The 21608-nt window shown below is 46.5% G+C and carries 22 protein-coding genes; 20 read left to right on the top strand and 2 right to left on the bottom strand.

All coding sequences use genetic code 11. The features are described from left to right. Nucleotides 1-49: 49 nt before the first annotated feature. Complete coding sequence (gene yaaA / locus AABK39_RS11160; RefSeq protein ID WP_338391430.1) at nt 50-817, bottom strand: peroxide stress protein YaaA; 768 nt, start codon at nt 815-817, stop codon at nt 50-52. A gap of 198 nt (nt 818-1015) precedes the next feature. Here yaaA and AABK39_RS11155 point away from each other — a divergent pair, with 198 nt between their 5' ends. From AABK39_RS11155 to AABK39_RS11060, 20 genes are all read left to right on the top strand, one after another. Then, nucleotides 1016-2077, top strand: coding sequence for a bifunctional transcriptional activator/DNA repair enzyme AdaA (locus tag AABK39_RS11155; protein WP_338391429.1), 1062 nt, complete (start codon nt 1016-1018; stop codon nt 2075-2077). A 33-nt stretch (nt 2078-2110) separates the two neighbouring features. Then, entirely contained in the window at nt 2111-3262 is a 1152-nt protein-coding gene (locus AABK39_RS11150; protein ID WP_338391428.1) for a methylated-DNA--[protein]-cysteine S-methyltransferase, read from the top strand. Continuing rightward, nucleotides 3210-4040 (top strand): isocitrate lyase/PEP mutase family protein, encoded by an 831-nt coding sequence (locus AABK39_RS11145; RefSeq protein ID WP_338391427.1) that lies wholly within the window; start codon nt 3210-3212, stop codon nt 4038-4040. Before AABK39_RS11150 ends, AABK39_RS11145 begins: the two co-directional genes overlap by 53 nt. A gap of 170 nt (nt 4041-4210) precedes the next feature. After that, nucleotides 4211-6658, top strand: a complete 2448-nt coding sequence (locus AABK39_RS11140) for an inositol polyphosphate kinase family protein (RefSeq protein ID WP_338391426.1) — start codon at nt 4211-4213, stop codon at nt 6656-6658. A gap of 131 nt (nt 6659-6789) precedes the next feature. After that, nucleotides 6790-7728, top strand: a complete 939-nt coding sequence (locus tag AABK39_RS11135) for a hypothetical protein (protein WP_338391425.1) — start codon at nt 6790-6792, stop codon at nt 7726-7728. A 492-nt stretch (nt 7729-8220) separates the two neighbouring features. Continuing rightward, complete coding sequence (locus tag AABK39_RS11130) at nt 8221-9657, top strand: anthranilate synthase component I family protein (RefSeq protein ID WP_338391424.1); 1437 nt, start codon at nt 8221-8223, stop codon at nt 9655-9657. 11 nt (nt 9658-9668) lie between these two features. Continuing rightward, nucleotides 9669-10250 carry an anthranilate synthase component II gene (locus tag AABK39_RS11125; protein ID WP_338394684.1) on the top strand — a complete coding sequence of 194 codons (582 nt, stop codon included), beginning with the start codon at nt 9669-9671 and terminating at the stop codon, nt 10248-10250. A 79-nt stretch (nt 10251-10329) separates the two neighbouring features. Continuing rightward, nucleotides 10330-11325: an anthranilate phosphoribosyltransferase gene (gene trpD, locus AABK39_RS11120; protein WP_338391423.1), complete on the top strand. Its 996-nt coding sequence runs from the start codon at nt 10330-10332 to the stop codon at nt 11323-11325. Between the two features lie 96 nt (nt 11326-11421). Further along, on the top strand, nt 11422-12222 hold the full coding sequence (gene trpC / locus AABK39_RS11115) for an indole-3-glycerol phosphate synthase TrpC (protein ID WP_338391422.1): 801 nt from the start codon (nt 11422-11424) through the stop codon (nt 12220-12222). Between the two features lie 74 nt (nt 12223-12296). Further along, nucleotides 12297-12911, top strand: a complete 615-nt coding sequence (locus tag AABK39_RS11110; RefSeq protein ID WP_338391421.1) for a phosphoribosylanthranilate isomerase — start codon at nt 12297-12299, stop codon at nt 12909-12911. Between the two features lie 11 nt (nt 12912-12922). Continuing rightward, complete coding sequence (gene trpB / locus AABK39_RS11105; protein WP_338391420.1) at nt 12923-14128, top strand: tryptophan synthase subunit beta; 1206 nt, start codon at nt 12923-12925, stop codon at nt 14126-14128. A gap of 24 nt (nt 14129-14152) precedes the next feature. Then, nucleotides 14153-14995: a tryptophan synthase subunit alpha gene (gene trpA / locus AABK39_RS11100; protein WP_338391419.1), complete on the top strand. Its 843-nt coding sequence runs from the start codon at nt 14153-14155 to the stop codon at nt 14993-14995. 52 nt (nt 14996-15047) lie between these two features. Continuing rightward, nucleotides 15048-15464 carry a hypothetical protein gene (locus AABK39_RS11095; protein WP_338391418.1) on the top strand — a complete coding sequence of 139 codons (417 nt, stop codon included), beginning with the start codon at nt 15048-15050 and terminating at the stop codon, nt 15462-15464. Between the two features lie 132 nt (nt 15465-15596). Continuing rightward, nucleotides 15597-16175 (top strand): imidazole glycerol phosphate synthase subunit HisH, encoded by a 579-nt coding sequence (hisH, locus tag AABK39_RS11090; protein ID WP_338391417.1) that lies wholly within the window; start codon nt 15597-15599, stop codon nt 16173-16175. 98 nt (nt 16176-16273) lie between these two features. Beyond that, nucleotides 16274-16990 (top strand): 1-(5-phosphoribosyl)-5-[(5-phosphoribosylamino)methylideneamino]imidazole-4-carboxamide isomerase, encoded by a 717-nt coding sequence (gene hisA / locus AABK39_RS11085; protein WP_338391416.1) that lies wholly within the window; start codon nt 16274-16276, stop codon nt 16988-16990. 169 nt (nt 16991-17159) lie between these two features. Beyond that, complete coding sequence (locus AABK39_RS11080; RefSeq protein ID WP_338391415.1) at nt 17160-17465, top strand: hypothetical protein; 306 nt, start codon at nt 17160-17162, stop codon at nt 17463-17465. 28 nt (nt 17466-17493) lie between these two features. Next, nucleotides 17494-18255, top strand: a complete 762-nt coding sequence (gene hisF, locus AABK39_RS11075; protein ID WP_338391414.1) for an imidazole glycerol phosphate synthase subunit HisF — start codon at nt 17494-17496, stop codon at nt 18253-18255. A 132-nt stretch (nt 18256-18387) separates the two neighbouring features. Then, nucleotides 18388-18984: a bifunctional phosphoribosyl-AMP cyclohydrolase/phosphoribosyl-ATP diphosphatase HisIE gene (gene hisIE, locus AABK39_RS11070; protein ID WP_338391413.1), complete on the top strand. Its 597-nt coding sequence runs from the start codon at nt 18388-18390 to the stop codon at nt 18982-18984. 237 nt (nt 18985-19221) lie between these two features. Next, nucleotides 19222-19635, top strand: coding sequence for a hypothetical protein (locus AABK39_RS11065; protein WP_338391412.1), 414 nt, complete (start codon nt 19222-19224; stop codon nt 19633-19635). A 214-nt stretch (nt 19636-19849) separates the two neighbouring features. Beyond that, nucleotides 19850-20389, top strand: a complete 540-nt coding sequence (locus tag AABK39_RS11060) for an SRPBCC family protein (RefSeq protein ID WP_338391411.1) — start codon at nt 19850-19852, stop codon at nt 20387-20389. A 63-nt stretch (nt 20390-20452) separates the two neighbouring features. Here the strand turns inward: AABK39_RS11060 and AABK39_RS11055 are convergent, their stop codons facing one another. After that, a complete protein-coding gene (locus AABK39_RS11055; RefSeq protein ID WP_338391410.1) occupies nt 20453-20989 on the bottom strand; it encodes a lysozyme inhibitor LprI family protein in 537 nt (178 codons plus the stop codon). Between the last annotated feature and the right edge of the window lie 619 nt (nt 20990-21608).

Raw genomic sequence — 21608 nt, 5'->3', positions numbered from 1 at the left:
TACAGATCGACAAATCTGTTTTTCCTTTACGCTAAACTTGGGGTATTCTTTATCGGGTGAAGACCCATTCGTTTTCTGTCGATAAGGATTCGTTATAAAGGTATTTGCCTTCGCAGAAAGTTTTTAGGCCTTCAAGGTCCGATATCTTTTCTCGTATAATGAAATCGGACATCATGCCCCGGGCTTTTTTGGCGTACAGCGCCACCACTTTGTATACGCCTTCTTTGTTCTCCTTGAACACGGGTGTAACCACCTTCAGCTTTTTCAACCCCTTAAGTTTTACCGCTTTCGAGTATTCGTTTGAAGCCAAGTTCACCAATACGTTATCGCCTTGGGACAAAACGGCTTCCTCTAGCTTTTGCGCCAACAAGTCTCCCCAAAATTGGTACAGGTCTTTCCCCTTGGGGTTGGCCAGCTTTGTTTTCATTTCCAAACGGTAGGGCTGGATCAGGTCCATGGGGCGCAACAAACCGTAAAGGCCTGAGATGATGCGCAGGTGCTGTTGTGCGTACTCGAAGTCTTCGTCCTTAAACTTGTCGAACTGAAAACCCGAGTACACGTCGCCCGTAAAGGCGAGCATGGCGGGCTTGGCGTTTTCGGTGGTGAAAGGCGTTGAAAAATTTCGGTAACGGTTGTAGTTCAGTCCTGCTATCTTGTCGCTGACGGCCATCAACTTGCCGATTTGTGCTTCGGAAAGCTTGAGAAGCTCTTCGATTAGCGATTGCGAGCGGTCCAGATAATCCGGCGTAGTGTGGATTTGCGTTTGCGCCGAAGTGTCGAAATTCTGTCCTTTTGAGGGTGAGATTATTGCTAGCATAGAGTTTTCTTTTGTTCAATATTGTGAAAAAATGAGGGGAAGGTCAAGCCAATCCTTTACCGAAATGGATGTCGGGATAGGGGATAACGTTGATTTCGCTATCTTTTTTTGGGCGAAAAATTAAATGTCAATTTTTCGGTTGCCTAGCCTTCGGGCTAAGCCCTATCTTTCGGATGTTGAAACCACCAATACACGACTATGGCTTTTGTCAGCGACATCGAAAAAAGGGAAAGGTACTACAAGGCGGTAAAGGAAAGGGACACCAGCTTTATCGGTTCGTTTTTCTTGGGCGTAAAGACAACCGGAATATTCTGCATTCCCAGTTGCCGGGCCCGTACGCCCAAATTCGCCAATGTCGTTTTCAGCCATGATTCCAAAGAGCTGTTGGCTCACGGTTTTCGGCCCTGTAAGATCTGCAAACCGACAAACCATGCCTACGAACCGCCGGAAGAGGTCCAAAAGGCATTGGCGATAATGATGGCCAATCCTTACGAGAAGGTCACTGACGCAACGCTAAGAGCCGAGGGAATAGCGCCCGAAAAGATAAGGCGCTGGTTCAAAAAACACCACGGAATGACTTTTCAGGCTTACCAGCGAATGACCCGCATCAATATGGCTTTTCAGGAGCTGAAGAAAGGCGGAAAGGTTACGGACACCGCTTTCAATTCCGGTTATGGATCGTTAAGCGGTTTCGGCTATGCGTTTAAGAATTTGTTGGGAAAATCGCCCAAAGAAGGGGAGTTGCAAAACGTGGTATTGGCTTCCCGTCTCACCACGCCATTGGGCCCGATGTTCGTTTTCGCTACCGACAAGGGTATTTGTCTGCTCGAATTTACCGACCGCAAGATGTTGGAAACGGAATTGGCCGAAGTGCAAAAGCGCTATGGAGCGGTAATTCTTTCCGGAGAAAACGAACATATAAAACAAGCGAAGAAAGAGCTGGGAGAGTATTTCGAAGGAAAAAGGAAACGCTTTGCGGTGGCTTTGGACTTGTCGCCTACGCCTTCCCAGAAAGAAGCTTGGGACAGGTTGCTCTCGGTCGGCTTTGGCCAAACCCGCACTTACGCTTCGATGGCTGAGGAAGCGGGCCCGGAAACCTCCGTAAGCGACATAATCCGGGCAAACGGGCAAAACCGGGTGGCCATAATTGTGCCTTGCCATAGATTGCTGGAAGAGGACGGTGCGTTGGCGGGCTACGGCGGAGGATTGCAAAGAAAGCGATGGTTGCTCGATCATGAGAAAGCGAATAACATCGATTGACCACTCCTTTTTTACTTTAGAAAACTTACCGAAATGACATATTACCATTATTTCCCATCGCCCTTCGGCAAGATTTACCTAGTCGGAAACGACGGAGGTTTGTCTCGCCTGTTGGTGGATAACGGGACAAAGCCCTTCGAAATCTCCGACGATTGGATCCGGTCTGAAGAAAGGTTCAAAGAAGCTGTGAAACAACTGCGAGAATATTTTTCAGGGGAAAGAAAAGCGTTCGACTTAAAGCTAAATCCTGCCGGAACCGATTTCCAAAAGACCGTTTGGCAAGCTTTGGCCGAAATTCCGTACGGGGAATCGCATAGCTATAAGGATGTGGCCGTAAAAGTGGGCAATCCGAAAGCTTCCAGAGCGGTAGGCATGGCCAATAACAAGAACCCTTTGCCTATAATCGTACCTTGTCATAGGGTGGTCGGAGCCAACGGAAAGCTGACAGGTTACGCCTATGGCTTGGAGATGAAACGGCGGTTGCTTGATCTTGAGAAAGTGACAAGACTCTTCGGGCGACTGATAAAACGTTACGGTTATCTTGAGGAATGGTGGCCGGCGGAATCGGAGTTTGAGATAATGGTGGGCGCCGTGCTGACGCAAAACACGAATTGGAAAAATGTGGAGAAGGCTTTGGCCAATTTCAACGGAAAGCTTTCTCCCGAGTTTATAGAGAAAACGGAGACAGACGAACTGTCGGAAATAATAAGACCGAGCGGATTCCATAACCAGAAGGCGGTTAAGCTAAAAGCCCTCTGCGAATGGTTCGCGAAGTACGAATATGACACCGAACGAGTCAGGCGCCAAGACGGGGAAACTCTCCGTACCGAATTGCTAAGCGTAAAAGGCGTAGGTGGTGAAACGGCCGACAGCGTGCTCAACTACGCTTTTGACAAACCGTATTTTGTGATCGATGCCTACACAAGGCGGATTTTCGGACGAATGGGCGTGCAAGTCCCCGAAGCCTATGTTGACCTTAGATTGATGGCGCAATCCATGTTTCCCGCTTCGGCGTCGGTATACAAGGCGTATCACGGCCTGATTGTGGAGCATGCCAAGGCTCATTGCAAAAAAACTCCCGACTGTGTTGATTGCCCGGTCAATGATCTGTGTGAATTCAAATTTGAAAGAAATGTTCAGCAAAGAGCTAAAATCGAGAGCGGAAGCCTTTTCGAAACTGCATAAAGAAAAGGGCATGTTCGTGTTGCCCAATGTTTGGAACGCCGGAAGCGCCCGTATTTTCGAAAGCCGGGGTTTTAAGGCCGTCGCCACCACCAGCGCCGGAATTGCCTACGCTTTGGGCTATCCGGACGGCGAACAGGTAGGTATCGACGATTTGCGTTTGGTGGTTTCCCAAATAACCAAAAGGGTAAAGGTTCCCGTATCGGTAGACTTTGAGCGAGGCTATGGCGACACGCCGGAAGAGGTGAAAGCCAACGCCATAAAAATGCTGGAAGCCGGTGCCGTGGGTTTCAATATCGAGGACGGGATTCCCGAGGAAAAAAGACTTGATAACCTGGATGACCTTTTGGTCAAAATCAAGGCTTTGGTGGAATTGAAAAAGGAAATAGGTATTCCATTTGTTATCAATGCCCGTACCTGCGTGTATTGGTTGGCGTTGGGAAACGAAGATGAACGGATTGAAACAGCCATAGCCCGTGGCAACGCCTTTGCTGAAGCTGGTGCCGATTGCGTTTTCGTTCCCGGTGCGATGGATGAAAAAAACGTAGCCGAGTTGGCGAAGGAAATTAAGGCGCCGTTAAATATCATTGCAAATCCCGTTTTCCACGATTTCAAAAAATTGGAGGAGCTGGGCGTTCGTCGGCTAAGCATCGGCTCGGGCGCCGTCAGGGCGACTCTGGCTTATATTGACAGCATCGGAGAGGATTTGGCGAAAGGCGATATCGGAAAAATGCTTAGTCACGACTTCTCTTATACCAAGGCCAATGAGTTCTTTGCCTAAAGTAAGGGGAAAGCCGATAAGGAGGAGTATCGTTCCGAAAAAGGAAGGTTAAGGAATAAAGCACATTTTTTGTGTTGTACATAGGGCGTGGTTGTTCATCAGCTTGAACAAAAGCCACGCTCTAAACTTTTATTGGTACGCAAACGTTTAGTGTCCATTTATTTCCAAGAATGATACAGCTTTGGGGGAAAGATAAAGCCCAAACGTCCGTTAACTTCGGAACTTTTGCCGGACAAAAGGGCATAAGCAAACTACCGCCTCCCCCGGGCTTCGGTTCAGTGGCGCAATGCGCAGGCCACGCCAAAGATTTCCACATGCTTGAGAGTAGGGAATGGATCATCAAAAGAATAGATCCGTTGGAAGCCCGTGAGTACGCCTCCTTTAAGCTGGAAGGACGTCATGACGGCGTGATACCCCGATTTTTCGGTCCCTACGAAGATGCCGACGAACTTTTTTCTGATCATACAAACGGTGTCGCTTTAACGGGAAAAGATAGGGAGGCCGTAGGTGCTTTGTCGGCCTACAAAGGTCCCGGCGACAAGTTGATTATCCTAAGTAATGTTACCCGAAATAAGAAAGATTCAATTCTTAGGGATATTAAAATTGGTAGGCAAACGGCAAACTACAAAGACCAGAAAGTAAGGGGCGTAGGCAAAAAGGAGGCGAAGCTGAAAGTAACCCAACACGAACTGATGGACCGCGTGTCGGGAAGCAAAAGCCGTGGTTTCCGCGATGAGGACCAATGGAAAAAGGTAAAAGGTGGCAATAATCTCGGCCCTCTGCGCAAAATGTTGAAGTCCGTTTCGCCCGAATGTTTGTCGGTATTGGTTAAGCGTTTGGGTGATATTTACGCTTCTTTGGCCCAAGGCAGAACCGCGTATGTGGGCGCCAGTGTATTGCTGGTCATTAATCCTGATCCTGGTTTTTGCGATGCCGTAATGATAGATTTCGCTCATCCCGTTACGATGGGGGTTCATGGAGCGAAGTATTATAACCCGGCTTGGGAAGGGATGCTTTTCGGTTTAGCGAACCTCCGTGATTACGTTCAGGCTATTCTTCAGAAGAAGGAAAGAAGAGCGGTGGAATCATCGCCGAGAATAAGGCTTCGAAGTAGTGGAGGGAAAGGTAAAGTAGGAGTCAGCCCTACCTCAAGCTTTACCTTTATGAGTCCGGGAGAAATGGAAGAACAGTCTAGGCCTGAAGAAGTGTCGCTTCACGCTTCTTTAGCCCAGCACCAAATGTCATTGAGAAGCCAAGCTACGACCGGTGGTGGTGGCGAAAGTGATGGAGAAGAGGAAATGGCGCCGAGTTCGATACGAAGCAGAATGGAACCTGAGCGTTGGTCATTGTCCAGTGGATCAAGTGTGGAGGAAGAAGGAGAGCAAAGTATTCCGAGAAAAGCGAGTTTCTTTGCCGACGCGTTCGAATTTATGGTAGGCGAGGCCGTAGAGGAAATGAATTTTGGGCCTGAAACTGTGATTTATCAACGGGTTTTACAATCGCTTAAAGAGTATGACCTGATTCAGGGTTATCATGGAGTGGGGCCGTTGCATGCCCGTATGGCAAAGTTGTTTGAGATTGAGCACCTTGTTTATCGTTGGCATCATGATTTGGGAGGAAAAACCGCCGACGCATCCGGCTCTTCTATTTCTTCGCTCTCAATAGTAATGTTCCGGATGTTGGAACTACTTCAGAAGGAACACCGCCAAGTTGTTAATGTAATCATTGATCAGGGCTTGCCTATTTGGCTTCCCAAAGGTGTGCAAGGTGGCCAGGGCTTGTGGGAGCAGAGTGTGGCTATGAACGGACAAATGTCGATCGCTCAAAAAGATATGGACGATCCCGAATTTTTATGGCGTGTAAATGCCTTGCATGCCAAGTTGTTGACTACGCAAACAGGGCAGAACTTATTGGGACAAGTCTTTGCCGTTCCTCCCAAAAAGAGGATTACGATAGCGTCTCCACCCGAAACGGTTTTTGAGGACAGCCCCGACGATACCGCAATCCATATCCATAATATGGCGGACGCCAAAGTTCAGCATAAGGATAACCCTAAGAAACGCCGAGCGGGAAAAGGTAGTGATGTGACCGTGCACTTACCCGACGAATCCAATTTTGTGGATGTGGATCCAATAACTAGAGGAGGTCCGTCTTTGGCCGGAATGTATAAGCAAGACCTTCCGGATGAATGGGAATTTGTGTCGGAAGGAAGTATTGGCGGAACTGGTGCCGGAATCGTTTCGCCGGGAGCTTCATTGGCTTCACAACCCAGTGTTCGTCCGAAAGGTAAGCGGATAATGGTTCCAAGTTTCGTTCGATATGCCAGAGGATTGGAGCAGGCGATCTTGGCCAGTAACGGAGAGCAGAGAAGTCAATTTGAGAGTGAGTACCGTTACGGAATGAGTCCTTTGGGAATGAATGATTTTGAGCGCAGAAGTATTTTGAACCAGATGGAAATGGCATTGAGATCCGAACACCAATTGCCGAATAATCCTATTGCGGGCGGTATAGAAGCCACAGACGGAGCCAGTGTGGAAAGAGCACAGCCGGACTGGACAATGTTGTCGTATATAGACCCGGAACGATCGTTAGGTTTCCCGTTCTGGGAGGAAAAATAATAATCGTTTATTGTTGAAGTATTTTGTTTTGTTGTTGTTGCGTATGAATTAAAGGAGTTTTATAGTGTTTTTTGATATAAGATGTTAATATATTTGCCGTAATAAATGGTGTTAATTTTAAACTGACTGTCATGAACTCCTTTCGTGTTCTCTTTTTGTCTGCCGCAGTGTTAGCGTTGGCGCTTTTTGAATCATGCGGAAACAATTCCTACTCGTTGAAAGATCTCCAATTACCAAATATACCAGAAGGTGAGGTGGATCAGCAATCTGAAGCCCAAGCGGAGATCGTTTTGCAAACGGTACAAGAAATCCAGGGTTTAATGATGATGGGACAGCAGGGTGCTATGAACACGGGAGGAGCGGTCGCTCGTAGCGCTGCTACAGAATTCGATATTTCGATGTGCGAAACAATGAAAAGTCTGTCGGAAGCCTTTACGGGCACATGTCCTGCCATAAAGTTCGAATGCGATGACAGTAAGCCCAACGACATCATAATACTTTACGACTTTGGAGACGGATGCGAGCAAATGGGCAAAACGTATGCGGGAAAGATGCGTTTCTCTGTCAGTATGGGTGGAACGAGCGCAGGAATGGGAACATTTGAGTTTATCGATTTTAAAGCCGATGGCAAGACGATAAACGGCACAGCCACTCAGTCTGTTGAAATCGGAGACGGTTCTTTCGGTAGCGCGAAGTACGTGACGGAAGGCCAATATGAGGTCGAGACAGCAAAAGACACTTACAACCTAAAGTACAAAGTTAAGACGTCTATGGACTTTGTGAATTTGGAATTTGTTCTTGACAATACGGTTGAAGGTTCCGCCAAAAGTGGCTTCTCGTTTAAGTCGGTTACCGTTGAGCCTATCAAAGCTTCTTTGAGTTGTGGAACGGCTTTCGAAGCGGTTTGCGTAAAAGGTAAAGAAAAAGTGACGGTTACCGTAAACAAAAAAGATAGCGCCTTTACGGTGGATTACGGCGATGGCGAATGCGATTATCTTTACACTATTACGGGGCCGTCGGGTACGGTGAAGAAGTATGATTTGAGAACTGGAAATCCACTTATTGAATAAGGTCGGTTTCGTGAAAGTCACGATTCTGTTTGGAATTCAAAATGTCATTGTTTTACTTTGTCGCATCAAGGAAGATGAAATGAAAAATGCATTTGTACATACAGCATGGTGGTGGCACTGGAAGAATCTCTCCCGGTGAACGGCCTTGTATTGTCAAATGTAGACTAAGATAATAAAGCCCTGTCGTTCACCGAACGACAGGGCTTTTTTTTATCGTCGCGATTTTGATTAGAATTGGATTCGTAAAAAACAATCGAATTCATTGAAAATAGAATAACAAACCATAAATTCGCTTGTGAATTTCAAATTGAAAAGAACAATGTTTTGTCAGAACGTACATATCGCATGGTGGTGGCACTCTCGGATACTTGAGTGAACGGCAGCGTATTACCCAGACAAAAAAGCGATAAGCGAAAACTGAGGCCCGCCGTTCACCGAACAGCGGGCCTCTTTTGTTATCAATCATTCGACATAAAAAATTAGATATAAATCATGAAACGTTTTCCCCTCAAAACCGCACATCGAAAGTTGCTGGCCGACACCACAACTCCTGTGAGTATCTACCTCAGGCTCCGTGACCGGTTTCCGGATGCTATCATGTTGGAAAGTTCCGATTACCACGGCAACGACAACAGTTTCTCTTACTTGGCCTGCGATTCCATCGCTTCTTTTAAAGTAGAAAAAGAAAAGCTCAGCTTAGCGTTTCCTGACGGTACAGAAGAAGTGAAAACTTTAGCCGATAAGAGTGAAGCGGTCGACGAATTGAGAGAATTTTCGGCTTCTTTTGAAACGGAGTCTGAATTTCCATTCATCAGCAACGGACTTTTCGGCTACATGACTTATGACGCTGTCCAGTATTTCGAAGATCTTGATTTTTCTGACAACAATCCGTCGGGTTATGAAGTTCCTGAGATTTTTTACAAGGTTTATCGCTACGTAATCGCCGTTGACCATTTTAAGAACGCCCTCTACGTTTTCGAACACGGATTGGAACAACCCGATTCGGACGGTCCAGATCAGATCGTAAATCTTATTCGAAACAAAAACTTTCCGGAATACACATTCACGAAAGAAGGGGAGGAAGTTTCTGACTTTACGAATGAGGAATACGTGGAGATGGTCAAAAAAGGCATCGACCACTGCCATAAAGGCGACGTTTTCCAGATCGTTTTGGCACGTCGATTCCAGCAAAAGTTCAGCGGAGACGAATTCAACGTTTACCGCGCACTCCGTTCGATAAATCCTTCGCCTTATCTTTTCTATTTCGATTTCGGAAGCTTTAAGATTTTCGGTTCATCACCAGAAGCGCAGATCGTAGTGAAAAACAACGAAGCTTCGATTTACCCGATAGCCGGAACTTTCCGCAGAACGGGCAATGACGAACGTGACGCCGAATTGGCACGCGAACTCGACGCCGACCCGAAAGAGAATTCGGAGCACGTTATGCTTGTGGACCTTGCACGTAACGACCTCAGCCGTCATTGCGACAACGTGGAGGTCGAGACTTTCAAAGAGGTGCAGTTCTACTCACACGTTATCCATTTGGTTTCGAAGGTAACGGGTCAATTGGCCAATCAGGATCTCGGTATCCGCACGGTAGCCGATACATTTCCAGCGGGCACTTTGAGCGGCGCTCCGAAATATCGCGCGATGGAGTTGATCAACGAATACGAAAAACACCAACGCGGCTTCTACGGCGGAGCGATCGGTTACTTGGGCTTTAACGGCGATTTCAATCATGCCATCATGATTCGTTCTTTCATGAGTCGTAACAATACATTGTCATACCAAGCCGGTGCTGGTGTCGTAGCCAAATCGAATCCGGAATCTGAAAGGGACGAGGTGTTCAACAAAATCGCCGCATTGCGCACGGCATTGGCCGAGGCTTCGAAAATCAACGCCAAAGAAACTACGGATTTTAACGCTTGAGGAAGAGAGAGATGAGAATTTTGGTAATAGATAATTACGATTCGTTCACATACAACTTGGTGCATTTGATCCGTGAGTTGGGCTATGGCGAACAGATGGACGTGATCCGTAACGATAAGATTTCGGTGGAAGCGGTTGCGGAATATGATAAAATCCTGATTTCGCCGGGACCTGGAGTGCCGGAAGACGCTGGAATCACAAAGGATGTAATCAAAACTTACGGCCCTTCAAAAAGCATTTTGGGTGTTTGCCTTGGCCACCAAGCCATCGCGGAAGTTTATGGCGCCGAGCTTTATAATATGCCGGAAGTCCTCCACGGAGTGGATACGGATATCAAGATCTTGGAAAACGACGGCTTATTCGAAGAAGTAAAAGAAGTGACGAGGGTTTGTCGTTATCATTCGTGGGCCGTAAAGCCAGAAACGCTTAAAACTCCTCTGAAACTGACCGCCGAGGATGAAACAGGTGTCGTGATGGGACTTCGCCATGACAGCTATGATGTGCAAGGCGTTCAATTCCATCCAGAGTCGATCTTGACGCCGGAAGGCAAAACGATGATTAAGAATTGGTTGGAGAGTGGTATTAAGTCTTAGATAACAGGTCTTAAGTACCAATTCTAGACTTAAACACGCAGTACTTTATACTTAATACCTTAGACCTCATACCAACATCATGAAAGATATACTTAGAGAACTCTTCGAATATAAATCCTTAACCAAAGAGTCGGCGAGGGAGACATTGACCAAATTAGCCAACGGCGAATACAACGAAAGCCAAATGGCGGCTTTCCTTACCGTCTTCCAAATGCGAAGCATTACGGTCGAGGAACTTGCCGGTTTCCGTGACGCCATGTTGGAGCTTTGCATGCGAGTTGATCTCGACGAATTCGACGCTATGGACCTCTGCGGTACGGGCGGTGATGGCAAAGACACCTTCAACATCTCGACTTTGTCCTCATTTATCGTTGCCGGCGCTGGGCAGAATGTCGCTAAGCACGGTAACAATAGCGTTTCATCGGTTTGCGGATCGTCAAACGTATTGGCGCATTTCGGAATCGAATTCACAAACGATCAAGACAAACTCCGTAAGGCAATCGACCACGCGGGCATCTGCTTCTTGCACGCTCCCTTGTTTCACCCCGCTATGAAGAACGTAGCTCCGGTACGCCGTGATTTGGGCATCAAGACTTTCTTCAACATGTTGGGTCCGATGGTGAACCCGTCCTTTCCAAAAAAGCAGATTGTAGGCGTTTTCAGCTTGGAATTGGCTCGTCTTTACGCTTATCTCTATGCGCAAACGGATAAGGATTATATGATCCTCCACGCATTGGATGGTTATGATGAGATTTCTTTGACTTCGGAATTTAAGTGCTACACCAAGAAAATGGAAAGCATTCTTTCTCCGAAAGATCTTGGTTTGGGAACATATCAGCAGTCAGACCTCCACGGAGGTAATACGGTTGAAGACGCTGCGGACATTTTCCTTTCAATCCTACAAGGCAAAGGAACGCAAGCCCAAAAAGAAGTAGTAACCGCCAACGCCGGAATGGCCCTTTACGCCGCCAACCCAGAAGCGGGAATCGACACAGCCGTAGCCAAAGCCAAAGAATCATTGGATTCAGGCAAAGCCTTCGGAGCGTTTAAGAAATTGGTTGAGATGAAGTATTAAGTATCAGGTATTAGGTCTGAGGTATAAATCATCAAGATCACCTAGAGCTAATACTTTTACCTAATACGTAATACCAAATACCTAAGACCAGAACAAATGAACATCCTCGATAAAATCATCGCAAAGAAAAGAGAAGAAGTAGCCGAAGCCAAGGCCAGCCGTTCCGTTGCCGAGTTGGAACGCATGGCGGGTTTCGGGCGCAAACCGCTTTCTTCTTTTGACAGCCTTTCCAAAGCCGGAGCTTCCGGCATCATCGCAGAATTCAAACGCCGTTCACCTTCCAAAGGCGACATCAACGTAACCGCTTCCGCTACGGAAGTTACTTCGGGCTATAGCGCGGCGGGCGCTTCCGTGCTTTCCGTCCTTACCGACGAGTCGTTCTTCGGAGGTGGATTGCCTTATATGCGTGAAGCGCGCGCGGCCAATCCGAACACGCCGATCCTTCGCAAAGACTTTATGATCGACGAATACCAGTTTATCGAAGCCAAAGCCGAGGGCGCCGATCTGGTTTTGTTGATCGCGGCGGCCCTGAAGCCGGAAGAGACGAAAGAGTTCGCTCGCTTTACGCAATCCTTAGGCATGCAGGTATTGCTTGAAGTACATAACGCACAGGAACTGGACGCTCACCTTAACGAATACGTGAATCTGGTAGGCGTAAACAACCGCGACTTGACTACTTTCACGACTTCCGTCCAAACATCATATGATTTGGCGGAGCGAATTCCGAACGAATTCCTTAAAGTATCGGAAAGCGGCATCAACGACGCCTCCACTATAGCGGGCCTGAAAGAAGTCGGTTACCAAGGCTTTTTGATAGGCGAATACTTCATGCGCCAGCCAAACCCAGCCGAAGCCTGCGATAAATTAATTCAAGACGTTAATTCAATTACGGTATAAGGTCTCAAGTATAAAGTATTAGGTAATCAAATTACTTAATACCTAAGACCAAATACCTAAGACCAAATACCAACATGAAAATAAAAGTCTGTGGCATGCGGGACGCCGATAATGTTAAATCAATCGGCGAAAGTGGGATTGATTTCATGGGCTTTATATTCTTTCCCAAGTCCGCACGTTATGTAGGCGAGGATTTCGATCCGAGCATTCCGGCCTCATTACCCGATTCCGTTAAGCGGGTAGGGGTTTTCGTAAACGAGAATGCGTCAAAGATGAAAAACCTTGGCGAAAAGTATGGTTTGAATTACTTGCAACTGCACGGAAATGAAAAACCTGAACTATGCGCCGAAATGCAAAATGCAGGTTTCGGTGTGATGAAAGCCTTCGGTGTGGACGAAAGTTTTGATTTCGAAACACTGAAAGATTATGCCGATTTCGTGGACTATTTTCTTTTGGATACCAAATGCGCCGGACACGGCGGTAGCGGTAAACGCTTCGACTGGTCATTGTTAGAAAAAGTCCCGAGTGGAAAGCCCGTTTTCCTAGCTGGAGGCATCGACCATGAAGCCGCTAAGGAAATCGAAAACCTACCAGCCAATGTGGCAGTGCTGGACCTAAACAGCCGATTCGAGATAGAGCCAGCGCTGAAAGACGAAAATAAACTGCGTCGATTTATTCAAAGACTGTGAATCTGAAAACCATGAATACGGATACTAATACACAATCGATTTTTCAAGTAGACGAAAAGGGCTACTATGGCGAATTCGGTGGAGCCTTTATTCCAGAGATGCTTTACCCGAATGTGGAGGAACTGCGTGAAAACTACCTCCGCATTATGAGCGAACCTTCGTTCAAAGCTGAATTCGACAAACTTCTCAAAGATTACGTAGGCCGTCCTTCGCCTTTGTATTTCGCCGAAAGGCTTTCTGAGCGTTATGGAGCTAAGATCTACCTCAAACGAGAAGACCTTAACCATACCGGCGCCCACAAGATCAACAACACCATCGGGCAAATACTGATGGCTAAGAAATTGGGCAAAAAGAAAATCATCGCCGAAACAGGTGCTGGCCAGCACGGCGTGGCAACGGCGACCGTTTGCGCATTGACGGGCTTGGACTGTGTTGTGTACATGGGCGAGATCGATATGAAGCGCCAAAAACCGAATGTGGAACGTATGAGAATCCTCGGTGCCGAGGTAGTTCCTGCAACAAGCGGAAGCAAGACCTTGAAAGACGCCACCAACGAAGCTATGCGACATTGGTTGGCGCATCCTGACGATACGCATTACATTATCGGTTCCGTTGTAGGTCCGCATCCTTACCCGGATATGGTGGCCAGATTTCAGTCGGTGATCAGCGAGGAGATCAAATTCCAATTGAAAGAGCACACAGGTAATGAAAATCCCGATTACGTAATCGCATGCGTAGGCGGAGGAAGTAACGCCGCCGGCGCATTCTATCATTACCTTGATACTCCTAAAGTGAAATTGGTGGTAGCGGAAGCAGCTGGAAAAGGCCTCAAATCAGGCGAAAGTGCCGCGACTACGGCTCTAGGTAAGCCAGGCGTACTGCACGGAAGTAAGACCATCGTGATGCAGACCGAAGACGGACAAGTGGTGGAGCCTTATTCGGTATCCGCCGGACTTGACTACCCAGGTATCGGACCACTTCACGCACACCTTTACGATTCGGGCCGAGGACACTTCGTTTACGTAACCGACGAAGAAGCCTTGGACGCAGGAATTCTCCTCAGCAAAACCGAAGGCATCATCCCAGCCGTGGAATCATCGCACGCACTAGCCGCTTTGGATAAGATCGACTTCAAACCCGAAGATATAGTGGTATTGAACCTCTCCGGCCGTGGCGACAAAGATTTGGAAACGTATATCCGTTACGGGAAATACTAAAAGCAGTAAAGAGTAGAAATTACCATGCAGACTATTTACTCTGGACGCTTTACTCTTTACCCTATTAAACCTACTTTTGTGATCGAAATGAATAGAATCGATAAGCTTTTTCAAGAAAAGCAAAATAATATATTGGCCGTTTACTTCACGGCTGGGTATCCGGGTTTGGGCGATACGACAAAAGTTTTACGTTCGTTAGCCGATTCCGGAGCTGATATCATAGAAGTCGGCATCCCGTATTCAGACCCCGTTGCCGACGGCCCGACGATTCAGGCTAGCGGTCAGCAGGCATTGGATAACGGCATGAATTTAAAATTGCTTTTGGAGCAATTGGCCGATATCCGCCAGCATACCCAAACGCCGATTGTCTTGATGGGCTATTTCAATACCGTTTTGGTATACGGCGTCGAGCGTTTCTGTATGAAATGCAAAGAAGTGGGCGTTGATGGTTTGATTTTGCCTGACTTGCCGGTAGAGGAATACAAAGAAAAATATGCCGACATGTTCGCCGAATACGGCTTGTGCAATATTCTTTTGATCTCACCGACGACGAAAGAAGAACGCATCCGCCAAATCGACGAGATCTCGACCGGGTTCTTGTATATGGTTTCCTCAAATGCCATTACCGGGGCGAAAGGAAGCGTGGAGGACGCTCAGGAAGAATATTTCAAGCGAATTGAGGCCATGAACCTGAAAACCCCAAGGCTGATAGGTTTTGGAATTTCAAATAGGCAAACTTTCGAAAGGGCGTCGAAATACGCTTCGGGAGCCATCATCGGAAGTGCGTTCGTGAATTTGCTAACTGAGAACGAAAAGGATTTTGACGGACCAATACGTGAGTTCGTAAAGGAAGTCAAAGGTTTATAAATAACATTGGGGAACGGGGACGACAAAGAGTCCCCGGCGTAAACGGAAGGAGATGGAAGACGCAAACGAGATTTATATTTCGGAATTTAATCAAGAAGAAGGGGTCGGGCTGATTATTAGCGGCGACGAGCATTCGGTTTGGGCATACCTGACAAACGAGGATAACGAGATCCTGCTTGACGGTTTTGTATGCTCCAGAGGGCTGTTGATCGATACAAATGATGATGTTCGGAAATACATAGAAGCGTCTTTCCAACCGCCGTTGATTCGCGAATACGCGTCGGAGTTTGCGGTAAAAACCGACCTCAATGCCGATGACCTGACGATAGCTTGGGACGAAGGCTTAGCCAGCGTTCTGTTGGGCGACGAATTGCTTTTGGAAATGGAATATCCCGAATTGGCCGCTTTCTCCAGAGCGGTTAAGAAATCCGGGCCTTTTGGTAATCCTTTGGAAGGGGAGACAGAGTAACTAATGCTTTATATTTAAGTCGAAAGACGCAATGGATATAGCGAGTAAGACTTGAATGGTCTTCTCGCATTTTACCTTAAAAGATAAGCGTGACCTACTCTTTACGCTTTACTCTTGACTTTTTACTGTCTGATGAAAACAGCAATAATTAAATACAACGCCGGCAACGTCACCTCAGTTATCAACGCTTTGGAGCGTTTGGGTGTTACGCCTATTTTGACCGACGAGGTGGAGGAAATCCGGTCGGCCGATAAAATCATCTTTCCCGGACAGGGCGAGGCCAGCACGTGTATGACTTACCTCAAGGCCAAAGGCTTGGACCAAGTTATCCGTGATCTTAAACAACCGTTCTTGGGCGTTTGCCTCGGGCTACAGCTTCTGTGCAAGCATTCCGAAGAAGGCGATACCGACTGCTTGGGCGTTTTTGATGTAAACGTGCGTAAATTTCCGCCACTGGACAAAGTCCCGCATGTAGGTTGGAATAAGTTGACGGATTTGAAAAGCCCGTTGTTCAAAGGCCTTAATGAACCCTTTTTCTACTATGTTCACAGCTATTACGCCGAGCTCGGTGAGCAAACCATAGCCCAAACGGACTATATCAAAACCTTCAGCGCGGCCCTGCACAAAGACAACTTCTATGCGGTACAGGCCCATCCCGAAAAAAGCGGAAAAGAAGGAGAGTTGATTCTCAAGAATTTCTTAGAGTTATAAATAGGTGTTAGGTCTTGGGTGTTAAGTATAGGTAATGTTGCCGATAATGCTTAGCCGAATCAGTACTTAAGACCGAATACCAAATACTTCATACCCCCATGAAAATCATTCCAGCCATAGACCTGATCGGAGGCAAGTGCGTCCGGCTGACCAAAGGCGATTACGATACCAAAAAAGAATACCACAGCGATCCGCTGGAGGTGGCCAAAAACTTTGAGGGAGCCGGCATTGAGCGCCTGCATTTGGTGGATTTGGACGGCGCCAAAGCCGGCAAGATCATCAACTACAAGGTATTGGAGCGGATTGCCTCAAAGACCGGCCTGAAGATCGACTTCGGCGGTGGCCTGCGTACCGACGACGATGTACGCATAGCCTTCGAAAGTGGAGCGGGACAGATTACCGGCGGAAGCATCGCCGTGAAAAATCGCCCTTTGTTCGAGTCTTGGATAGCCAAGTACGGCCCGGACAAGATCATTCTCGGAGCCGATGTTATAGATGAGAAAATAGCGGTGAGCGGATGGCAGGAAACCTCGTCATTGGATCTTTACGAATTCCTCGAAAGCTACTGGGAAACCGGTTTGCGGGAAGTGATTTGCACGGACGTTTCCAAAGACGGAATGCTGCAGGGCGCGGCCACCGAATTGTATAAAAAGATGATGGAGCGCTTCCCGGATATGCGATTGATCGCCAGCGGTGGAGTGGCCACTATGGATGATTTGCATGAATTATCCGAAATCGGCTGTTTTGGGGCAATTACGGGCAAGGCCATTTACGAAGGGCGAATAAGCTTGCGAGAAATCGAAAGGTTTCATTAAATTATGCGGACAAGGGAAAATATTCGGTTGGTCATCTGTTGAACTTAGGTTCATGTCCGTTTAAGATGGTGAAGCCGTACGTGAGCGTTTCGATTAGAAACGAGAATCTTTCCCGGAAAGTGTCGGAGAATAGTGGCGGTAGGATTTTCTAACCTTAAAACCGAAAGTCATGTCAGAAGTCGCAATATTTGTCGCCGTAGTGGTATTTCTTCAAGTGTTGGCTTACCGCTATTCCGGTAGGGTCTTCAAGAGTGACCGCTCCGGGCTGATACTTTTTCTGGCGCTTACCGTTTTGGTGCTTGTCCCGTCCACAGTTTATTCCGTAGCCTTGGCCAACAACGGCCCTATGTGCGCTTTTCCCGCTACGTTTGTGTTTGCGCTGATGGCCATTTTGGGTTGGCCTTTCGCCTTGGCGGCGCATTTTGTTTACCGGTTTTTTTTCCGGACCAAGGGCTCCACGCTGGGACATTCCTGACGGCGCCCCTTTCTGATTCCGATTTTATATGTTGACAAAAAGAATAATACCCTGTCTGGACATCAAGGACGGCAGGACTGTTAAGGGAACCAACTTCGTAAATCTTCGCGACGCCGGCGATCCAGTGGAGCTGGCCAAAACCTACGTAGAGCAGGGCGCCGACGAACTGGTGTTTCTCGATATCACCGCCACGGTGGAAAAACGTAAAACCTTGGCCGAGCTGGTAACCCGCATTGCCAAAACCATCAATATCCCCTTTACCGTAGGTGGCGGAGTAACCTCCGTAGATGACGTCTCGGCCATGCTCTACGCAGGCGCCGACAAGATAGCCGTAAATTCGGCGGCCGTTCGCAATCCCGGTCTCGTGGATGAAATTGCCGGCCAATTCGGCTCGCAGTGTTTGGTGGTGGCCGTGGATACCCGCCATACCGAAGACGGCCACCGGGTACACACCCACGGCGGTCGTACTCCGACAAAAATAGACACTATAGAGTGGTGCAACGAAGTGGCCAGGCGCGGTGCGGGCGAGATCCTCTTGACATCAATGGACCACGACGGAACCAAAGCCGGCTTCGCCGACGAACTTACCGCCGAAATATCGGAGCAGTTGCCCATTCCAGTAATCGCTTCCGGCGGAGCGGGAACGGAAGAGCATTTCAAAACTGTATTCGAAGCCGGAAAAGCCGACGCCGCTTTGGCCGCAAGTATTTTTCACTTCAGTGAAATACCGGTTCCCCAACTCAAAGCATATCTCAAGGCCGAAGGCCTGCCGATTAGGGTAGTGGGATAGGGTCTTAGGTTTTAAGTATTAGGTCATTCTTCCGATTATCCTTTTAATCAACACCTAATGCTGAATACCAAATATCTCATTCCGATTCACTAACTACCTAATACCTCATACCAATTACCTAATACCGAAAAAATGACTCTCGATTTTTCAAAAGGGGACGGACTCGTACCCGCAATTATACAGGATTACGCCACGGGCAAAGTGCTGATGCTCGGATATATGAATGAGGAGGCTTTGGCCGTAACAAAGGAAAAAGGTTTGGTGACGTTCTTTAGCCGGACCAAAAACCGTCTTTGGACCAAAGGGGAAACATCTGAAAATTACCTGAAGGTAAAAGACATCTTGGTGGATTGCGACCAAGACGCCCTCTTGGTAAAAGCCGAGCCGATGGGCCCGACATGCCACACGGGTGCCGACACTTGCTTCAAGGAAAAGAACGATAGCCGTACGCTGTTTATCGACCACCTGAGGGCGGTGATTAAAGACCGTAAGGAAAACCCGAACGATGAATCCTATACGGCCTCGTTATTCAAGAAAGGCATCAATAAAGTGGCCCAGAAAGTAGGAGAGGAAGCCGTGGAAATAGTTATCGAAGCCAAAGACAACGACTACGAACTTTTCCGTAATGAGGCGGCCGATTTGCTTTACCATTATTTGGTTCTGCTTGAGGCGAAAGAGATCAGTCTTGACGAAGTGGTGGAAGTATTGGAGGGAAGGCATAAAAAATAAGGATTAAAGCCTTTTCTGGAAAAGACAATAATGCCCGGCCTGACTTCGAATTTTCGGAGTTGGGCTGGGTTTGTTTTTTGTGTTCAAGTATTTTGGTGCGGGAATTTCGTAGGAGTACTGTTTTTTGTATTTTGCTTACGTGATCATATTTGAGAATAGTTATATTACCTTGAGCGATTCAATATATACAGACAATATAAGCTGTTTGAACAACCCGGACTTTTAACATATACTATAATGAACTTTTTTGAATTTCTCAGTAAACTAACCGATCCGGTCGGGCAAGGAGCGGTGTTTATTCTAATCATGGTTTTGATTCTTCTCATTACGAAGTTCCATGATGTCAAGTTCCTTTTTTACAGCTCAAATATTTACATGGGCTGGGTAGTTGTGGGTTTGCTTTGCGCTATTCCGAATTCCGTTTCATGGGGATATTTCTTTATGGAGCTTGGCGTTTTGACTTTTGCTTTGGCAATGCTGTTTTTTTTGTGGTGGTTATCCGAGAAGGTAGCTTTGTGCTTTAACTTACAACCCAATATTTATAGGGATATGGGCTACCCTTTTTACGCTTTTTTGCCGTTGTACGCTTGGTTTTTTACATCTGTAGGAGTGGGAGTCGTAAAAGGTGTTTGGTTCTTGGTGGCAGGTTAAATTCCGTTATTTTCTGCGTTCTTGAAGAAAGTAAAACTAAGATAAGTCATTATGGTGTTGTGCCTGTTCGCTTAGTGGTTGGAGGGCGAAAATAAGGAGGGAAGTAAGATCCGTAAATAGAAAAAATAGAAATAGGAATTTAGTTTTTTTTGAGTCTGATTGTATTTCTCTATTTTTCATAAACTCCAGATCCACAAATTTTAACAACACTAAAATGAAAGTTCTAAAAAAGATTCTTATCGCTTTGGGAGTGATATTGGCTTTGCCGTTTATCATCGCCATTTTCGTTCAAAAGAGTTATGACGTGGAGCGGTCGATTGTGATCAACCGTCCGCGGACTGAGGTGTTTGATTACATCAAATTCCTGAAGAACCAAGACAATTACAGTAAATGGGCGAAAATGGATCCCGATATGAAAAAGACATATAAGGGTGTGGATGGTACTGAGGGCTTTGTGTCGGCGTGGGAAAGTGACAATGAGGAAGTGGGACATGGCGAGCAGGAGATCAAAAAGCTTATAGCGGGCAAACGGATTGATTTTGAGCTTCGGTTTCTGAAACCTTTTGAGGCTACCGAGCCTGCGTATATGATTACGGAAGATCACCAAGAGGGAGGGACTACGGTAAAGTGGGGTTTCCACGGGCATATGGATTACCCGATGAATCTGATGTTCCTTTTTATGGATTTCGAAAAAATGATTGCGGACGATCTAGATACGGGGCTTAAAAACCTGAAACAGATTTTGGAAAAATAATAAGAAGGTTAATAGCCCAAAAGAGAGGCTCCGGAGTAGCGGAGCCTTTAGTCTAAATAAATGTCAGAACGTAATTCTGGAAAGGTGGCCATACAGTTGTTCCACTCTTCGTTTGGTGATTTGGGCGAAGTTCATTGCTTTGATTTGTCCTTGTATTGTGCCTCCGCCCGTATATCGTTCATGTGACATTGTGGCGACAAGGGCTCGTTCAGAGTCTCGGAACTTAATCCAATTGCGTTGCGCATTCTTTAGCGTTTGTTTGTCTTCAGGTTTTAAGCGTTTGTACAGAAGTCGGTAGTACTTGTTCAGCAAGCTGTCGAGGTCCTTTTCATAAGCGTAAACGGCATTTATTGAATTGGCCGTGGAGAGGTCCGCATCAATGTGATTCTCGAGTGTTTTTTCGACGATAAACATATCCACTTTGTAGTTTACTGACAGAGTGTCTTCCGGGTATGTATAGCCTTTTTCCTGGATTAAGCGTTGCCGGAGGGTTTGGGCTTCCTTTGTCGCTTGGGCTTTCATTTTCTCATGCCGGTTTTGAGCATGCGAAAAAGTGGCTACGAGCAAAAAAAGAAAGCAAAAAATCAATATTCTTTTCATATACGTTGATCTGTTTGCGTACAAACATATGTGATTCTATGAAAAGGTACAAATGCTTTAAATAAGGTGTTGTTGCCTTCAAAAAGTAGATAGTTTTTGGGGCTGCTTGGTTTAAGCATTAAAGCGTGACTATTTTCGGATTGACCTTGTTTAGCTGATTTTTTTTCATTTTCTCCTATAAATTCACTTTTTGTTCTTCAAAAATTCGACGGTAAAAAAATACGGACTGGTGCGTTTCAAATACAAAACTGTAAGGTGGGGTAGAAATGTTGGATCTGTCAATTTTACCCGAATGGATTACCCATTCGACTTTTTTAATGCTAATTAGGTTTCGGAGAGGCAATTAGCTTATGTCTGTTTGTTTGGATTTGATTGTATTATTTTACCTTAATTCGGTTGTGTTTTCCCAATTAAAGGAAAACTCCAGAATTTGCTTTTTTATCCGTTAGTCTTTTAATTCAAACAAGCGTTTCATAATTGAAACAATCGTTTGTCTGTATTTGTCCGGGTTTCGTCCGAATAAGATTCGGGTAATTCCGGAATCCATTTTTGCCTTCGAAGGAAGGCCCGTTGCGTTTAGTAGGAAACACTTAATTAGTGTACATATACCTTTTTTACG

The organism is Fulvitalea axinellae, assembly GCF_036492835.1.
Lineage (GTDB): Bacteria > Bacteroidota > Bacteroidia > Cytophagales > Cyclobacteriaceae > Fulvitalea > Fulvitalea axinellae.
Note: the sequence above shows the minus strand (reverse complement) of the source record. Positions and strands in the feature narration are given on the sequence as shown.

Excerpts from the sequence above, each read along its gene's own strand:
- hisH (WP_338391417.1), top strand. The coding sequence starts at position 15,597 with ATGAAAACAGCAATAATTAAATACAACGCCGGCAACGTCACCTCAGTT.
- hisIE (WP_338391413.1), top strand. The coding sequence starts at position 18,388 with ATGACTCTCGATTTTTCAAAAGGGGACGGACTCGTACCCGCAATTATA.
- AABK39_RS11055 (WP_338391410.1), bottom strand. The coding sequence starts at position 20,989 with ATGAAAAGAATATTGATTTTTTGCTTTCTTTTTTTGCTCGTAGCCACT.
- AABK39_RS11130 (WP_338391424.1), top strand. The coding sequence starts at position 8,221 with ATGAAACGTTTTCCCCTCAAAACCGCACATCGAAAGTTGCTGGCCGAC.
- hisA (WP_338391416.1), top strand. The coding sequence starts at position 16,274 with ATGAAAATCATTCCAGCCATAGACCTGATCGGAGGCAAGTGCGTCCGG.
- trpB (WP_338391420.1), top strand. The coding sequence starts at position 12,923 with ATGAATACGGATACTAATACACAATCGATTTTTCAAGTAGACGAAAAG.
- trpC (WP_338391422.1), top strand. The coding sequence starts at position 11,422 with ATGAACATCCTCGATAAAATCATCGCAAAGAAAAGAGAAGAAGTAGCC.
- AABK39_RS11150 (WP_338391428.1), top strand. The coding sequence starts at position 2,111 with ATGACATATTACCATTATTTCCCATCGCCCTTCGGCAAGATTTACCTA.
- AABK39_RS11080 (WP_338391415.1), top strand. The coding sequence starts at position 17,160 with ATGTCAGAAGTCGCAATATTTGTCGCCGTAGTGGTATTTCTTCAAGTG.
- AABK39_RS11065 (WP_338391412.1), top strand. The coding sequence starts at position 19,222 with ATGAACTTTTTTGAATTTCTCAGTAAACTAACCGATCCGGTCGGGCAA.
- AABK39_RS11060 (WP_338391411.1), top strand. The coding sequence starts at position 19,850 with ATGAAAGTTCTAAAAAAGATTCTTATCGCTTTGGGAGTGATATTGGCT.
- hisF (WP_338391414.1), top strand. The coding sequence starts at position 17,494 with ATGTTGACAAAAAGAATAATACCCTGTCTGGACATCAAGGACGGCAGG.
- AABK39_RS11125 (WP_338394684.1), top strand. The coding sequence starts at position 9,669 with ATGAGAATTTTGGTAATAGATAATTACGATTCGTTCACATACAACTTG.
- AABK39_RS11135 (WP_338391425.1), top strand. The coding sequence starts at position 6,790 with ATGAACTCCTTTCGTGTTCTCTTTTTGTCTGCCGCAGTGTTAGCGTTG.
- AABK39_RS11155 (WP_338391429.1), top strand. The coding sequence starts at position 1,016 with ATGGCTTTTGTCAGCGACATCGAAAAAAGGGAAAGGTACTACAAGGCG.
- yaaA (WP_338391430.1), bottom strand. The coding sequence starts at position 817 with ATGCTAGCAATAATCTCACCCTCAAAAGGACAGAATTTCGACACTTCG.
- AABK39_RS11145 (WP_338391427.1), top strand. The coding sequence starts at position 3,210 with ATGTTCAGCAAAGAGCTAAAATCGAGAGCGGAAGCCTTTTCGAAACTG.
- trpD (WP_338391423.1), top strand. The coding sequence starts at position 10,330 with ATGAAAGATATACTTAGAGAACTCTTCGAATATAAATCCTTAACCAAA.
- AABK39_RS11140 (WP_338391426.1), top strand. The coding sequence starts at position 4,211 with ATGATACAGCTTTGGGGGAAAGATAAAGCCCAAACGTCCGTTAACTTC.
- AABK39_RS11095 (WP_338391418.1), top strand. The coding sequence starts at position 15,048 with ATGGAAGACGCAAACGAGATTTATATTTCGGAATTTAATCAAGAAGAA.
- trpA (WP_338391419.1), top strand. The coding sequence starts at position 14,153 with ATGCAGACTATTTACTCTGGACGCTTTACTCTTTACCCTATTAAACCT.
- AABK39_RS11110 (WP_338391421.1), top strand. The coding sequence starts at position 12,297 with ATGAAAATAAAAGTCTGTGGCATGCGGGACGCCGATAATGTTAAATCA.